The 13605-nt window shown below is 73.3% G+C and carries 16 protein-coding genes; 7 read left to right on the forward strand and 9 right to left on the reverse strand.

Features of this window, described 5'->3' with window-relative positions; translation table 11 throughout:
- Positions 1 to 89: 89 nt before the first annotated feature.
- The 4 genes from ACFO9I_RS15180 to ACFO9I_RS15195 all read right to left on the reverse strand — a co-directional run bounded on the left by ACFO9I_RS15180 (position 90) and on the right by ACFO9I_RS15195 (position 3291).
- Positions 90 to 851, reverse strand: a complete 762-nt coding sequence (locus tag ACFO9I_RS15180; protein WP_379182273.1) for an ABC transporter permease — start codon at positions 849 to 851, stop codon at positions 90 to 92.
- Complete coding sequence (locus ACFO9I_RS15185; protein WP_379182275.1) at positions 848 to 1906, reverse strand: ATP-binding cassette domain-containing protein; 1059 nt, start codon at positions 1904 to 1906, stop codon at positions 848 to 850. Before ACFO9I_RS15185 ends, ACFO9I_RS15180 begins: the two co-directional genes overlap by 4 nt.
- Positions 1907 to 2082: 176 nt before the next feature.
- Entirely contained in the window at positions 2083 to 2724 is a 642-nt protein-coding gene (locus ACFO9I_RS15190) for a PadR family transcriptional regulator (RefSeq protein ID WP_379182277.1), read from the reverse strand.
- An 18-nt stretch (positions 2725 to 2742) separates the two neighbouring features.
- A complete protein-coding gene (locus tag ACFO9I_RS15195; RefSeq protein ID WP_379182279.1) occupies positions 2743 to 3291 on the reverse strand; it encodes a hypothetical protein in 549 nt (182 codons plus the stop codon).
- A gap of 117 nt (positions 3292 to 3408) precedes the next feature.
- On the opposite strand from ACFO9I_RS15195, the gene ppgK reads away from it, so the two are divergent.
- Positions 3409 to 4167 carry a polyphosphate--glucose phosphotransferase gene (ppgK, locus tag ACFO9I_RS15200; protein ID WP_379182281.1) on the forward strand — a complete coding sequence of 253 codons (759 nt, stop codon included), beginning with the start codon at positions 3409 to 3411 and terminating at the stop codon, positions 4165 to 4167.
- Between the two features lie 25 nt (positions 4168 to 4192).
- On the opposite strand, the gene ACFO9I_RS15205 is transcribed toward ppgK, so the two are convergent.
- The 3 genes from ACFO9I_RS15205 to ACFO9I_RS15215 all read right to left on the reverse strand — a co-directional run bounded on the left by ACFO9I_RS15205 (position 4193) and on the right by ACFO9I_RS15215 (position 6660).
- Positions 4193 to 5572: an NAD-dependent malic enzyme gene (locus ACFO9I_RS15205; RefSeq protein WP_379182283.1), complete on the reverse strand. Its 1380-nt coding sequence runs from the start codon at positions 5570 to 5572 to the stop codon at positions 4193 to 4195.
- A 114-nt stretch (positions 5573 to 5686) separates the two neighbouring features.
- The gene (locus tag ACFO9I_RS15210; protein ID WP_379182285.1) at positions 5687 to 6163 is read right to left on the reverse strand and encodes a hypothetical protein; all 477 of its coding nucleotides are present in this window, start codon (positions 6161 to 6163) and stop codon (positions 5687 to 5689) included.
- Positions 6160 to 6660 carry a glutathione peroxidase gene (locus tag ACFO9I_RS15215; RefSeq protein ID WP_379182286.1) on the reverse strand — a complete coding sequence of 167 codons (501 nt, stop codon included), beginning with the start codon at positions 6658 to 6660 and terminating at the stop codon, positions 6160 to 6162. Before ACFO9I_RS15215 ends, ACFO9I_RS15210 begins: the two co-directional genes overlap by 4 nt.
- A gap of 171 nt (positions 6661 to 6831) precedes the next feature.
- Here ACFO9I_RS15215 and ACFO9I_RS15220 point away from each other — a divergent pair, with 171 nt between their 5' ends.
- Positions 6832 to 7011, forward strand: a complete 180-nt coding sequence (locus tag ACFO9I_RS15220) for a hypothetical protein (RefSeq protein WP_379182288.1) — start codon at positions 6832 to 6834, stop codon at positions 7009 to 7011.
- Here the strand turns inward: ACFO9I_RS15220 and ACFO9I_RS15225 are convergent.
- Positions 6992 to 8236 carry an MFS transporter gene (locus ACFO9I_RS15225; protein WP_379182290.1) on the reverse strand — a complete coding sequence of 415 codons (1245 nt, stop codon included), beginning with the start codon at positions 8234 to 8236 and terminating at the stop codon, positions 6992 to 6994. The two genes, ACFO9I_RS15220 and ACFO9I_RS15225, sit on opposite strands and share 20 nt — an antisense overlap.
- Before the next feature lie 54 nt (positions 8237 to 8290).
- Here ACFO9I_RS15225 and ACFO9I_RS15230 point away from each other — a divergent pair, with 54 nt between their 5' ends.
- The 5 genes from ACFO9I_RS15230 (at position 8291) to ACFO9I_RS15250 (ending at position 12871) form a co-directional block, all read left to right on the forward strand.
- Positions 8291 to 8980 (forward strand): response regulator transcription factor, encoded by a 690-nt coding sequence (locus ACFO9I_RS15230; protein ID WP_379182292.1) that lies wholly within the window; start codon positions 8291 to 8293, stop codon positions 8978 to 8980.
- Positions 8977 to 10449 carry an ATP-binding protein gene (locus ACFO9I_RS15235; RefSeq protein ID WP_379182294.1) on the forward strand — a complete coding sequence of 491 codons (1473 nt, stop codon included), beginning with the start codon at positions 8977 to 8979 and terminating at the stop codon, positions 10447 to 10449. The genes ACFO9I_RS15230 and ACFO9I_RS15235 overlap by 4 nt, the downstream gene beginning before the upstream one ends.
- Before the next feature lie 112 nt (positions 10450 to 10561).
- Positions 10562 to 11221 carry a DUF4956 domain-containing protein gene (locus tag ACFO9I_RS15240; RefSeq protein ID WP_379182296.1) on the forward strand — a complete coding sequence of 220 codons (660 nt, stop codon included), beginning with the start codon at positions 10562 to 10564 and terminating at the stop codon, positions 11219 to 11221.
- Positions 11211 to 12002 carry a VTC domain-containing protein gene (locus tag ACFO9I_RS15245; RefSeq protein ID WP_379182298.1) on the forward strand — a complete coding sequence of 264 codons (792 nt, stop codon included), beginning with the start codon at positions 11211 to 11213 and terminating at the stop codon, positions 12000 to 12002. The genes ACFO9I_RS15240 and ACFO9I_RS15245 overlap by 11 nt, the downstream gene beginning before the upstream one ends.
- Entirely contained in the window at positions 11999 to 12871 is an 873-nt protein-coding gene (locus ACFO9I_RS15250; RefSeq protein ID WP_379182299.1) for a phosphatase PAP2 family protein, read from the forward strand. Before ACFO9I_RS15245 ends, ACFO9I_RS15250 begins: the two co-directional genes overlap by 4 nt.
- 19 nt (positions 12872 to 12890) lie before the next feature.
- Here ACFO9I_RS15250 and ACFO9I_RS15255 read toward each other — a convergent pair whose 3' ends face one another.
- Positions 12891 to 13550, reverse strand: a complete 660-nt coding sequence (locus ACFO9I_RS15255; protein ID WP_379182301.1) for a hypothetical protein — start codon at positions 13548 to 13550, stop codon at positions 12891 to 12893.
- Between the last annotated feature and the right edge of the window lie 55 nt (positions 13551 to 13605).

A 13605-nucleotide genomic window follows, 5' to 3' on the forward strand; every position in this document is an offset into this window, starting at 1 on the left:
AAATCGCGGATTGGTCCCCAACCGCATCGAAGAGGGCCCGGGACCTGCGGTTGGTGACCAAACCGCAGGTCCCGGGCCCGAGGAGCCGGTCAGGCGTTCTCCTTGCGGAAGACCGCGGTGCCCCACCAGAAGGCCAGCGCGAAGAGCACCAGCGCCCACCCCGTGCCCCACGCCACGTGGCTGCTGGAGAGGTCCCCGCCGAAGACGTCGCGCACCGCGTCCACGATCCAGCGGAACGGCATGAAGTCGCTGATCCGCTTGAGCCAGTCGGCACCGATGGTCATCGGCAGCAGGATCCCGCTGAGCAGCAGCACCGGCATCATCACGATGTTGATGACCGGCGCCATCACGTCCTCGCTCTTGGTGGTGAGCGCGAGGGCGTTCGACGCGGCCGCGCAGGCGCCGCCGACGAGGAGCGTGATCACGATGCCGAGCGCGACGCCGCCGAGCGAGCCCCGCATGCCCATCGCGTAGCCGAGCGCGACCAGGATCAGCGCCTGCACGAGGAGCTGGAGGATGTCGCGCATCAGCCGGCCCACGAGCAGCGCCGAGCGCGAGGCAGGGGTGACCCGCTCCGCCTCGATGACGCCCTCGCGCCACTCGCCGATCAGGCCGAAGCCCGCGAAGAACGCCCCGAACATGCCGAGCTGGACGAGCAGGCCGGGCACCAGGAACGTGTAGGCGTTGGTGGTCCCGCTGTCGAACGAGCCGACCAGCGGCTTGAGCAACGGCCCGAAGAGCACCAGGTACAGCACCGGCTGCATGATCCCGATCAGGACCCAGGCGGGGTTGCGCAGGTTCATCCGGATCTGACGGCGGAACACCACGGAGGACTCACGGAGGAAGCTCATCGGTCTGCTCCTTCGAGCACGGGGTAGGCGACGGCACCGGCGGCGCCGTCGGGTGGGGTGCCGGCCGGGTCGGTCGAGGGGTCCGCGACGTCGCCGGCCTCCGCGTCCCGCAGCGAGCGGCCGGTGAGCGTCAGGAAGACGTCGTCCAGCGTCGGGCGGAGCACCTCGATCGAGTCCAGCGAGACGCCGGCGCCGTCGAGCTCGCGCAGCAGGGAGGGTACGACGCGCCCCGCGCGCTGCACCCGGCCCCGGACGTGGCGGCCCTCGACGTCGACCCGGTCGCTGAGGTGGCCCAGCCGCTCGGCCGCGACCACGACCTGGTCGTCGGCCGCGACCTCGAGGTCGACGAGGTCGCCGGAGACCTGGGCCTTGAGGTTGTCGGCGGTGTCCGAGGCGACGATACGGCCCTGGTCGATGATGACGATCCGGTCCGCGAGGGCGTCGGCCTCGTCGAGGTAGTGGGTGGTCAGGAAGACCGTTGCGCCCTTGCGGGTGCGCAGGCCGGCGATGTGCTCCCAGAGGTTGGCCCGCGCCTGCGGGTCGAGGCCCGTCGTCGGCTCGTCGAGGAAGACCAGGCTCGGCTCGTGGATCAGGCCCATCACGATGTCGAGCCGGCGCTTCTGGCCCCCGGACATGTTCTTCGGCATCCGCTTCCACAGCCCCTGCAGCTGCAGTTGCTCGAAGAGCTCCTGCCCCTTCGCGACCGCGTCGGCGCGTCGCATCCCGTAGAGCATCCCGTGGTCGACCACCTCGTCGCCGGCGTAGGCGCCGGAGAACGTCGAGCCGACCTGGCTGACGTAGCCGATGCTGCGCCGGACCTGGACCGGCTCGCGGACCACGTCGTACCCCGCCACCGTGGCCGTGCCCGCGGTCGGGCGCAGCAGCGTGGTCAGCATCCGCAGCGTGGTGGTCTTGCCGGCCCCGTTGGGCCCGAGGAACCCGACCACCTCACCCTCGGCGACGTCGAGGTCCACGCCGTCGACGGCGCGCACCTCCTTCTTCTTCCTGCCCTGGCCGGTGTGGAACGTCTGCACCAGCCCTCGTGCGTGGATCATGCTCTCCCCTTCATGTTCAACATTGAACATCCGAAGTGTTCAACGTTGACCAGATCCCGTCAACCGATTTCGCCCGGTGGGCGTGGGAGTACCGACCGGCGACGGCCCCGGGACTCATCGCAGACGGGCGAGGGCGCGGACGGACGAGGGCGCGGACGGACGAGGTCGGACAGGCGTCAGCGGCCCAGCAGCGCGCGGTACTTCTCCCGGTCCAGGTGCATCTGCCACCCGGGGTCGTCGGCGGGTGCCTCCCAGGTCCACGGCTCGCCCCGGAAGTCCAGGGCACCTCGCTCCACGTCGGCGAGCACCTCACCGAGCCAGGCCTGCTCCACCACCGCCCGCTCCCGCTGCAGCCGCAGGCCGGCCATCGCGTGCGGGGGCGCGTGCGGGCTCGGCGCCGCACCGACGTCGGTGAGCTGCCGGACCGCCTCGCCCAGGCCCTCGAGCCGCTTTCGCAGGTGGCCGACGGCCTCGGCGCGCGACATCAGCGGCAGCAGCCCGAACGCCGCGTGGAAGGCGACCGCGTCGTAGAGGTCGACCCGCTCGAGCGCCTGCTGCATCAGCCGCCGCAGCTCCTCGCGACCCGCGTCCGTGAGCTCGTAGACCGCGACCTCACGGGTGCCGTCCACGAGGTCGGTCCGCTCCAGCTGCCCGAGCCGGGTCAGCGTCGCCAGCCCGCTGTAGATCGACCCCGGGTTGACGTGCGCCCAGCGGTCGACCTCCCAGGAGACCAGCTCCCGCCGGATCTGGTAGCCGTTGACCGGCTCGAAGAGCGCGACCGCACCCAGGAGCAGCATGCGGGTCTCGTGGGCGGCCACAGGCGCAGTGTAGGAGCCTCAGCTGGTGGAGATCCGCGTCCCGTGCGGGCGGTACTTCTTCGTCGTGCAGACCCGCACGTCCATCCGCAGGAAGTAGTGGCCGGTCAGGCCCGCGATCTTGACCCGGACCCCGCTGGCGTGCCGCGGGTGGCACTGCGCGCGCGGCACCGGCCCCGGGTCGGTCCAGGAGAGCGTCGAGCGTCCGGTCTCGCCGGCCCCGATCACCACCGGCGCCGCCATGGGGTCGTAGCCCGGGTTGCGCCGCGACCGGAACCCGATCAGCCCGTCGCGGTTGTAGAACCGGTAGCGGGTCCAGCCCGGCGTCGCGCACGCCTGCGCGCCGATGTTGATCGCACGCACGGTCTGGAAGCGGCTGCCGGCCGCTCCCTCGAACCGGCCCTTGCGCACGTCGATCGCCGGCACGGTGCAGGCGGCGACGGTGCCGGCGTACGCCGTGGTCCCGGCTCCGGCCAGCACGGTGCCCGGTCCGGCCAGCCCGGTCAGGGTGCCCGAGAGCGCCAGCCCCAGCGCCGCCAGCGGTCCGACCCAGCTACGCATCCTCGTCATGGTGACCTCCTCCTCGGTGTGCGGCCCGCTACCACGTGCAACGACGCCTCGACCGAAACACGCACGCGCGGCCCCGACCAGTTGCTTCGGTCCCTGATCACGTTGGAGATTGACCTCGTGACCAAGGAACTCCCCGTCGGCATCGACTTCGGCGGCACCGGCATCAAGGGCGCACCGGTCGACCTCACGGCCGGTGACTTCGCCACGGAGCGCGAGCGGATCAAGACGCCGCAGCCGTCGACACCCGAGGCGGTGGCCGCGGTCTTCGTCGACCTGCTGGCGCGCTTCCCGGACTCGGAGGGGCCGGTCGGCGTGACCGTGCCCGGCATCGTCCACCACGGCGTGGTGCACTCTGCCGCCAACATCGACAAGTCCTGGCTCGGCACCGACGCGGACGCGCTGTTCACGGAGGCCACCGGCCGCGACGTGCACGTGGTGAACGACGCCGACGCCGCCGGCCTCGCGGAGGTGCGGTACGGCGCGGCGAAGGGCCGGATGGGCCTGGTCATCGTCACCACGCTCGGGACGGGCATCGGCTCGGCGATGGTGTACGACGGCGTGCTGGTGCCGAACTCCGAGCTCGGCCACCTCGAGATCGACGGCCGGGCCGCCGAGGCCCGCAGCGCCAACAGCGTCCGGGAGGCCGAGGACCTCTCCTGGGAGGAGTGGGCGGGCCGGCTCACGACGTACTACCGCACCCTGGAGCGGCTCTTCTCCCCCGAGCTCTTCGTCGTCGGCGGCGGGATCAGCAAGAAAGCCGACCAGTTCCTCCCGCTGCTCGACCTCGACACCGAGATCGTGCCGGCCACCCTGCTCAACAAGGCCGGCGTCGTGGGCGCCGCGCTCTACGCGAGCGAGGAGTCCGGCATCCTCTGACCCGGGACCGCGCCGGCCCGAAGGCTCAGTCGGCGGTGCCGCGGATCGCGGCGGCGACCGCCTTCGGCACGTCGGGGTGGAAGACCGTCGGGATGATGAAGTTCGGGTTCAGCTCGTCGTCCTTGACCACGTGCGCGATCGCCTTCGCCGCGCGCAGCAGCATGTCGGTGGTGATCTCGTGGGCGCGCGCGTCGAGCAGGCCCCGGAAGACGCCGGGGAAGGCCAGCACGTTGTTGATCTGGTTGGGGTAGTCCGACCGGCCGCTGGCGACCACCGCGGCGTGCTTCTCGGCCTCGGCGGGGTCGACCTCCGGGTCGGGGTTGGCCAGCGCGAAGACCACCGCGTCGTCGGCCATGTCCTCGATCCACTCGGCCTTGAGCACGCCCGGGGCGCTGACCCCGATGAAGACGTCGGCGCCCGCGAGCACCGTGTGCAGGTCGCCGCGCACCCGGCGCGGGTTGGTGGCCTCGGCGAGCTCGCGGTGGGCGGGGGCCAGCGAGTCGTCGTCCGCGGAGAGCGCCCCGGCCCGGTCGACGACCACGACGTCGGTGACGCCGGCCGCGAGGAGCAGGGTGACGATGGCGGTGCCGGCGGCGCCGCCGCCGGAGACCACGACCCGCACGTCCGCCAGGTCCTTCTTCACGACCCGCAGCGCGTTGGTCAGCGCGGCCAGCACCACGATCGCGGTGCCGTGCTGGTCGTCGTGGAAGACCGGGATGTCCAGGCTCTGCCGCAGCCGGCGCTCGATCTCGAAGCAGCGGGGTGCGGCGATGTCCTCGAGGTTGATGCCGCCGAAGCCCGGCGCGATCATCTCCACCGCGCGCACGATCTCGTCGGTGTCCTGGGTGTCGAGGCAGATCGGCCACGCGTCGATGTCGGCGAACCGCTTGAACAGCGCCGCCTTGCCCTCCATCACCGGCATCGCCGCACCGGGGCCGATGTTGCCCAGGCCGAGCACCGCGGAGCCGTCGGTCACCACCGCGACGGTGTTGCCCTTGGTCGTCAGCCGCCACACGTCCTCGGGGTGCTCGGCGATCGCCTTGCTGACCCGGCCGACGCCCGGCGTGTAGGCCATCGACAGGTCGTCGCGGTTGCGCAGCGGCACCTTGGAGGTGACCTCGATCTTGCCGCCGATGTGCAGCAGGAAGGTCCGGTCGCTGGTCTTGTAGACGTGCACGCCGTCCACCAGGTCGACCGCGGCCTCGAGCTCGTGGGCGTGGTCGGCGTCGCTGGCCGAGCAGGTCACGTCGACGACGAGGCGGTCGTGGCTCGACTCCGCCACGTCGATCGCGGTCACGATCCCGCCGGCCTGCGCGATCGCCGTGGCGACCGCTCCCACCACCCCGTGGTCGGGCGCGGTGTGCAGGCGCATGGTGATCGAGTACGACGAGGTGGTGGCGGCCATGGTCGAACCCTGCTCCGAGCGCGTGGTTACGGGCAAGTCACCTCGGGACCGAAACGACCGAAACCCGCCCGGGACCGGCGCGAGGCCCGGCTCAGGACCGGCGCGAGGCCCGGCTCAGGACCGGCGCGAGGCGCCCAGGTGGTCGAGCAGGTTGTGCGAGAACCGGTCACCCATGGTGCCCATCACGCCCCGCATGGCGGTGCGGACCGCGGGCGCGGCGGCGCGCGGCAGCGGCAGGTCGACCGCGATCTCCAGCCGGGTCGCCAGCACGGTGCCGTCGTCGTGGTCGCCGAGGTCGTACCAGCCGTAGGCGCCGGCCCGCTCCTTCTCGCCCGACGGCGGGTCGTGGTGGAACTCGATGCGCTCCATGTCCGTGAACGTCATCTGCTCGGTGAACGCCGGCGCCACCCCGACCCCGGCCACCTGCAGCTTGCTCATCTCCCAGAACCAGTGCTCGCCGCGGTCAGAGATCCGGGTGACGAACGGCGTCATCCGCGCCACCAGCGCCGGGTCGGTCAGCGCCGCCCAGATGTCGGCGCGCTCGGCCTCCACCACCGCCCGGGCCTCGGTCCGTGCGGAGAAGCGGGTCATGCGGCGGCCTCGTCCATCTGCTGCAGCGCGGCCTCGACGTCGGCGGCGATCTTCTCCGGTGCGGTGGTCGGGCCGTAGCGCCCGATCACGTGTCCCTCGTGGTCGACGAGGAACTTGGTGAAGTTCCACGTGATCCGCCCACCGAGCAGGCCCCGCTTCTCGGAGCGGAGCCAGGCGAACAGCGGGTGCGCGTCGGCGCCGTTCACGTCCACCTTCGCGAACAGCGGGAAGGTGACCCCGAAGCTGCGCTCGCAGAACGCCGCGATCTCCTCCTCGCTGCCGGGCTCCTGGCCGCCGAACTGGTCGCACGGGAAGCCGAGCACGCTGAACCCGCGGTCGGCGTACCTGTCGTGCAGCTCCTGCAGGCCGCGGTACTGCGGCGTGAAACCGCACTGCGAGGCGGTGTTGACGACCAGGACGACCTGGCCCGAGAACGTGCCGAGGTCGACGGGGGTGCCGTCGATGCCGCGGGCTTCGAAGTCGTGGAGGGTGGGCATGGCTCCGAGTCTGGCAAAGGGGTGGTCGCGGCGGGGTGGCCGACATCACCCCCCGACCGGTCTGGACCACTGTTTCCCCAGGTGCCCGACCGAGCACGGTCTCCAGCGAGGGGACGGCGCATCTCACCTGTCCGGCCGGCCCTCGCGTCCCACCGGAGGAGCAGTCCCGAGATGTCGTTCGTCGCCGTGTTCACCGCCAGTGCCATGGGCTTCACGCTTCTCGTGCCGATCCTGATGGTCCTGGTCCTGATGGTCTACGGCGCGCCGGCCGCGCGCCGCGCCCTGCACGACGAGGCGCCCTCGCCCTCGGGCGACCCGGACCGCGCCGACGTCAGCCGGATCGCCGCCTGAGGACCACCACCAGCAGCCCCAGCGACAGCGCCTGGCAGGCGCCGAGCACGAGCACCAGGTCCGCACGCCCTCCGCTGTAGAGGGCGCCGGCGAGGAGCCCACCCGCGAGGGCGGCGGCGCCCTGGAACGCCGCGAAGACGCCGTACGCCGTGGCCAGCCGCGCGGACGGCACCAGGTCCGCGACCAGTGCCTTGACCGTGGAGTCCTGCACCCCCACCGCGGCGCCCCACACCAGGACGCCCGCGATCGCGACCCCGAGGGTGTCGGCGAGGGCGAGCAGCGGCACCAGCGCCACCAGGAACGGCAGCACCAGCAGCACCCGCGCACCGACCCGGTCGTAGGCCAGCCCGGTCACCAGGGCGGAGACCGCCTCGACCGCCATCGCCACCGCATAGACCACCGGCACCATCGCCGGGCGCACCAGACCGGCGTCGCTGAGGTGGAAGCCGATCAGGCCGAAGGTCATCAGCCCGAGCGTGCTCGCCGCGCACGACACCGCGAACAGGTGGAACTCCCGGGGCAACCGGCGCGCCGCGGGGGGTGCGGCGGGGGTCACGGTGGGGGCCGCCGGCTCCAGCACCACGGCGGGCTCGGGCGCGTCGTACACGCTCATGTCGGGGACTCGCGTGCGGATCACCACCAGCAGCACCATCGCGAGCGCACCCGGCACCGCCAGCACCGCGAGGCCGGCCCAGGTCCGGGCGGTCAGCGCGATGACGCCGGCGACCACGAGCGGGCCGGCGAACGCGCCCACCTGGTCGAGCGCCTTGTGCACCGCGAACCCCTTGCCGCGGCCCACGGACCGCGCCGCGTGCGCGAGCAGCGCCGACTTCGACGGGCTGCGGACCGCCTTCCCCGTGCGCTCGAGCAGCACCATGGTGGCGCCGAACGCGAGGCCCGCGGCCCCGAGGAAGGGCGCGACCGCCATCAGCGGCACACACACCGCGGTCATCGCGTAGCCGACGATCGTGAGCGGCCAGTAGGCACCACTGCGGTCCGCGAACGGGCCCGACACCAGGCGGAGCACGAGCGCGGCCGCCTCCCCCGCTCCGGTGACGACGCCCACCACGAGCGCGGAGGCGCCCAGGGCCGCGAGGTAGGGCCCGGTGATCGACCGGGCTCCCTCGTAGACCATGTCCGCGGCCAGGCTGACGACCCCGAACCACACGACCGTGCGCCACGGTGACCAGGCCGGCTCCGCGCGCGCGCCCGCCGTCGTCTTCATGAGGCGTTCACGTCACGGACGCTACCGTCGAGCCGTGAGCGGACGGACAGCCCGGTGAAGGTGCTCGTCGCGGAGGACGAGCCCCGGCTGGCCGCCCTCCTCGAGCAGTCCCTGGCCGAGATCGGCTGGGACGTCGACGTCGTCGGCGACGGGCGTGCCGCCTACGGTGCGGCGCTCGGCGACGCGTCGTACGACGTGCTGCTGCTGGACTGGATGCTGCCCGGCCTCGAGGGCGTCACCGTGTGCCGCAAGCTGCGGGAGGCCGGGGTGCGCACCCCCGTGCTGGTGCTGACCGCCCGGACCACGGTGCCGGACCGGGTCGCCGGTCTCGAGGCCGGCGCCGACGACTACCTCCTCAAGCCGTTCGACCTCGACGAGCTGGTGGCCCGGCTGCGCGCGCTGCACCGCCGCGCGGTCGGGGACGAGGAGCAGCCGCTGCGGGTCGGCGACCTGGTGCTGGACCCGGCCGCGCGGCGCGTCCGCCGTGGCGAGACGGAGATCGACCTCTCGGCCCGCGAGTTCGACATCCTGCGGCTGCTGATGGAGCGGGCCGGCCTCCTGGTCACCCGGTTCACCATCCTCGACGAGGTCTGGGACGGTGACACCGACCTGCGCAGCAACGTCATCGACGTCCACGTCGCCGGCCTGAGGGCCAAGATCGACCGGCCCTTCGGCACCAGCACCATCACCACGCTGCGCGGCGCCGGCTACCGGATCGACCCGGTGCCGTCGGCGGGGCCGTGAGCGGGGCCGTCCGCGGCCTGCGCGGCCGGGTCTCCCGGCTCCCGCTGCGGGTGCGCCTGGTGGCCGGGTTCTCGGCGACCATGCTGCTGGTCCTCACCGCGGCCGGCGCGTTCGTCTACTGGCGCGTGCAGTTCGCCCTCGACCGGCAGCTCGACGGCGACCTCAGCGCCGACACCCGGCGGCTGGCGCCCCTGGTCCAGCCCGACGGCGAGCTGGTCCCCGACGTCAGCCAGGTCGTGGGCAACGAGCTCTACCAGGTGCTGGACCGGCAGGGGCGGGTCGTCTCCGCCAGCCCGACGCTGCGCGGGCGGCCGCTCATCTCGCCCGCGACCGCGCGCCGGGCGCTCGACGACCCGGTGCGTCAGGACATCGGCGCGCTGCTGCCCACGACCCAGGACCCGTTGCGGGTCTACGCCACGCCGCTGCCCACCGGTCAGGAGGCCGCGGTGCTCGTGGTCGCCGTACGCCGCGACCACCGGGACGAGGCGCTGCTGGAGCTGCTCGCCCAGCTGGCCGTCGCCGGGCTCGGCGCCCTCCTGGTCACCGCCCTCGTCGGGGACCTGCTGGCCCGGTTCGCGCTGCGGCCGGTCGAGCGCTACCGGGCCCAGGCCGCCGACATCGTGGGGGGCGCGACCGGCGTCCGGCTGGAGGTGCCGCCCGGCCGGCACGACGAGGTCACCCGGCTCGGCGACACCCTCAACGCGATGCTGGCCGCCCTCGAGGAGTCGGTGGAGCGGGAGCGCCGGTTCGTCAACGACGCCAGCCACGAGCTGCGCACCCCGCTGACGCTGCTCACCACCCGGCTGCAGCTCGCCCGCCGCCGGCCGCGATCGCTGGCCGAGCACGAGGCGATCCTCGCCGAGATCGAGACCGACGTGGTCCGGCTGGTGCAGCTCGCCGACCACCTGCTCGACGTCGGCCACGAGCGGGTGGACGAGGGCGGCTGCGACCTCGCCGCGGTCGCCCGGGCCGAGGTCGAGCGCCGCAACGCGGTCGACCGCGCCACCCACCACGGTGGTGCCGCCATCCACCTGGCCGCCTCGGCGTCCCCGGTGGCGCTGTCCGAGGCCGCGGCCGGCCAGCTGCTCGGGAACCTGCTGGACAACGCCGCCCGGCACGGGGCGCCGCCGGTCGAGGTGTGCGTCGACGTCGTCGACGCGCGCGCCCGGCTCCGCGTGGCCGACTCCGGCCCCGGCATGGAGCCCGCGCTGCTCGCCACCGCCACCCGGCGCTTCACGCGCTCCGCCGGCTCCCGGTCGCGCGAGGGGTTCGGGCTGGGCCTGTCGCTGGTCGAGAGCCTGGTGAACCGGGCCGGAGGCGAGCTCCGGCTGTGCTCCGGCGGGCACCACGAGCGGTACGGCGCCGCCAGCGGGGTCCCCTGCGAGCACGACGACCGGATGACCGTCACGGTGCTGCTGCCCGCGGTGCGCAGCTCATCGCCAACCCACCCGCCCGCACGCGAGCGGTGAGCCAGGCCCGCTCCCGGCTGAGTGCGTCCCCGGACCCGGCCTGCCGGCTTCATCGGGCTTTCACGTTGCGTACCTAGCGTGGCGGTCGTCCCGATGGCGAAAGGCCTCTCACATGTTCAACGACCTCCTGTCGAGCGCGCTCGGCAACCTCGGCGGACCGGCCCGGCTCGGCCTGGACGTGCTGTCCATGCTGGTGCTCGTCGGGGTGCTCTACCGCCGGCGTGCAGCGGCACCGGAGATGACGCTGGTGTTCACCGCGCTCAACATCGGGCTGTTCGCCGCGGTCTCCGCGATCGGCTCCGGTGACTTCCCGACCGGGATCGGGTTCGGCCTCTTCGGCCTGCTCAGCCTCGTCCGGCTGCGCAGCGCGGCCTTCACCCTCAAGGACGTCGCCTACACGTTCGTCGCGCTGATCCTGGCCCTGGTCAACGGGCTGCCGGAGCGCAACCTGGCCCTGGTCGTGGCACTCGACGTGGTGCTGCTGGTGGCGATCTGGCTGACCGACGAGTCGCGGGTGAGCAGCCCGACCCGGATCGTGCGGCTGACCCTGGACCGCGCCCTGACCGACGCCGAGGCCGTGACCGCCGAGGTCCGCGAGCGGATGGGGCTCGAGCCGGTGGGGCTCACCGTCGACGAGGTCGACTTCGTCCGCGACACCACCCGGGTGCGGGTCCGGGTCGCGGTGGAGGACACCTGGTGGGCCTGGGCCGACGCACAGGCCGCGACCGCCCGCGTCGACGCCGCCGAGAGCGAGGCCGCCGGTGCCCGCTGAGCAGCTGACGAGCCTCCCGCTCGAGACGGGCGAGCGCGCCGGCGTCGCGCTCGACGAGGTCGTCGTGGAGGCCGCCCAGCTCACCCGCGTCGACCGCAAGTACCTCGTCGACCGGCGGGTGGCCGGCGCCTTCCTCGACCGGCTCCCGGCCTCCTACCGGGTGCTGACCATCGACGGACGCCGGACCACGTCGTACTCCTCGGTCTACTTCGACACCCCCCGGCTCGACGCCTGCCGTGACCACGTCCAGCGGCGCCGGCGCCGGTGGAAGGTGCGCAGCCGGATGTACGTCGAGGACCGGCTGTGCCGCTTCGAGGTGAAGACCCGTGACGGCCGGGGCGTGACCAGCAAGAGCGTGGCCCTGAGCCACCCCGACCAGCACGGACTGCTCGGGAAGGACGAGGCGAGGTTCGCCACCGCCGCCCTGCGCGACCGCGGGGTCGAGGTCGACGTCGCGTCCCTGGGACCCTCGATGCGCGTCGACTACCAGCGCCTCACCCTGGCCGACACCGCCGCCTCGCTGCGGGTGACCCTCGACTGGGGCGTCCAGTGCTCGCTGGGCGGCGGCCGGGTCTGGGTCGACGAGGACTGGGTGCTCGTCGAGACCAAGGGCGGGCTGCGGCCCGGGAGCGCCGACGCCCTGCTGGGTGCCCTCGGATCCCGGCCCCGCTCCTTCTCCAAGTACGTCTCCGCCGCCTCGCTGCTGCGCGCGGACATCCCCGACAACGACGTCCGCAGGCTGCGCGGCCGGCAGCTGCACCTCCAGGAGGCCATCGCATGAGCCCGCCCCCGTCCAGAGCTCCTCGCCGTCGCCGGCGGTTCGTCGTCGTCGCGGTCGTCGCGGTGCTCGCCGTCCTCGGCGGGGCGGTGGCCCCGTGGGCCTACTCGACGTTCGTGAACACGTCGGCCAAGGACCGGATCCAGGCCGACCCGCCGCCGACGCTCTTCCCCGACTCCGCGATCCGGCCGATCGGGCACCGGATCGACCGGCAGCAGCCACGGGCCCAGCGGCTGATGGCCGACTGGTGGAGCCGGCACGACGCGACGCCCGACGACGCCGCGTTCACCGCCTGGCTCGAGAGGACCCTGCCCCCGCCGCCCTCGGCCGCCGCCCGGGCCCGGGAGATCAAGGACGTCCAGGCGATCGCCCCGACCCGGACCGACAACGGGGTCGCGGCAGCGACCTGGCTGGAGGCCCACGGCAAGAAGGACGTCTGGAAGCTGGCCGCCCACGACCAGGCCGAGCTGCTCCCGGCCGGCACGGGGGACGCGCTGAAGAACGACGTCGACGACGCACTGTCGATGGCCAAGCAGGTCGCCGACGACCTCGGGGCGAAGTACCAGCAGTCGGCGCCGTACGTCGTCGACCCGTCGTTGCGTCCCGACCACACCGTCACCGCAGGCCAGGTCTGCCCGTGCTCCTACCCGTCGCGGCACGCGACCGCCGGGGCCGCGGCGGCGACGTACCTCACCGGGCGCTCCCCGCACCGGGGCCAGGACTACCGGTGGACGCTGGACGAGGTGGCGTGGTCGCGCGTCTACATGGCCGGGCACGTCCCCAGCGACATCACCGCCGGCGCGCTGCTCGGCGACATGATCGGGGAGTACCTCCTCGTCACCCGCGGCCGGGAGCCCGTGCCGGCGTCCTGAGGTGCTCCGAGGCGGACGCTCAGCCCACCAGCCGCCCGTGCACCTCGGCGGGCTGGTGCCGGTCGACGGCGTTGCGGTGCCCGTCGAGGGTCACCGCGACCTCGCGGTCGCCGAGGTCGAGCACGATCCGGTCCCCCTCGATCGCGGAGACCTCGCCGCGGACCAGGTAGAGGTCGCCGCTGATCCGCTCCAGCGCGGTGCCGCGCTCGCAGCTCGCCACGTCGGTGGTGGCCACCACGAACAGCCGCGGGCGCCGGCGTCCGCCGAGGCGCCAGGCGAGGAGGACCAGCGCGGCGAGGACCAGGTCGGCCACCAGGGTGAGCACCAGGCCCACCCGGCTGGTGACCTCCCCGTCCACGGAGTACGCCCCGGGATCGTCCGGGACCACCCGCACCGTGAGCTGCTCGTCGGCCACGGCGGCGTCGTACGTCGCCTCGTCGACCTCGACCGTCCAGGTGCGCTGGTCGGGGTCCACGTCCTCGTCGTAGCGGAAGGACAGGTAGTGCTCGGCGCCCGATCCGCTCCCGAGGACCGTGTGGTCGACCACGGTCGCGGTCACGTCGGTCCCTGACCGCTCGACCCGCCAGCGCGTCCACCCGTCGTGCGCGACCGGCAGGTTGACCAGCACCGCGAGCAGCAGGACGAGCAGCACCGACCGGGGGCGCAGGCCGCGTTTCATGGGGTCAGTATCCAGACCCCACGGGTCCCGCGGTCCCGCGCCCCGTCGTCGTACG

It is taken from the genome of Nocardioides sp. GCM10023255 (assembly GCF_042653125.1).
Taxonomy (GTDB): Bacteria; Actinomycetota; Actinomycetes; order Propionibacteriales; family Nocardioidaceae; genus Nocardioides.

Bases quoted from the DNA above. Each gene is read 5' to 3' on its own strand.
- ACFO9I_RS15225 (WP_379182290.1), bottom strand. From the start codon at position 8,236: ATGAAGACGACGGCGGGCGCGCGCGCGGAGCCGGCCTGGTCACCGTGG.
- ACFO9I_RS15195 (WP_379182279.1), bottom strand. From the start codon at position 3,291: ATGACGAGGATGCGTAGCTGGGTCGGACCGCTGGCGGCGCTGGGGCTG.
- ACFO9I_RS15210 (WP_379182285.1), bottom strand. From the start codon at position 6,163: ATGACCCGCTTCTCCGCACGGACCGAGGCCCGGGCGGTGGTGGAGGCC.
- ACFO9I_RS15185 (WP_379182275.1), bottom strand. From the start codon at position 1,906: ATGATCCACGCACGAGGGCTGGTGCAGACGTTCCACACCGGCCAGGGC.
- ACFO9I_RS15180 (WP_379182273.1), bottom strand. From the start codon at position 851: ATGAGCTTCCTCCGTGAGTCCTCCGTGGTGTTCCGCCGTCAGATCCGG.
- ACFO9I_RS15240 (WP_379182296.1), top strand. From the start codon at position 10,562: ATGTTCAACGACCTCCTGTCGAGCGCGCTCGGCAACCTCGGCGGACCG.
- ACFO9I_RS15220 (WP_379182288.1), top strand. From the start codon at position 6,832: ATGTCGTTCGTCGCCGTGTTCACCGCCAGTGCCATGGGCTTCACGCTT.
- ACFO9I_RS15255 (WP_379182301.1), bottom strand. From the start codon at position 13,550: ATGAAACGCGGCCTGCGCCCCCGGTCGGTGCTGCTCGTCCTGCTGCTC.
- ACFO9I_RS15205 (WP_379182283.1), bottom strand. From the start codon at position 5,572: ATGGCCGCCACCACCTCGTCGTACTCGATCACCATGCGCCTGCACACC.
- ACFO9I_RS15215 (WP_379182286.1), bottom strand. From the start codon at position 6,660: ATGCCCACCCTCCACGACTTCGAAGCCCGCGGCATCGACGGCACCCCC.
- ACFO9I_RS15250 (WP_379182299.1), top strand. From the start codon at position 11,999: ATGAGCCCGCCCCCGTCCAGAGCTCCTCGCCGTCGCCGGCGGTTCGTC.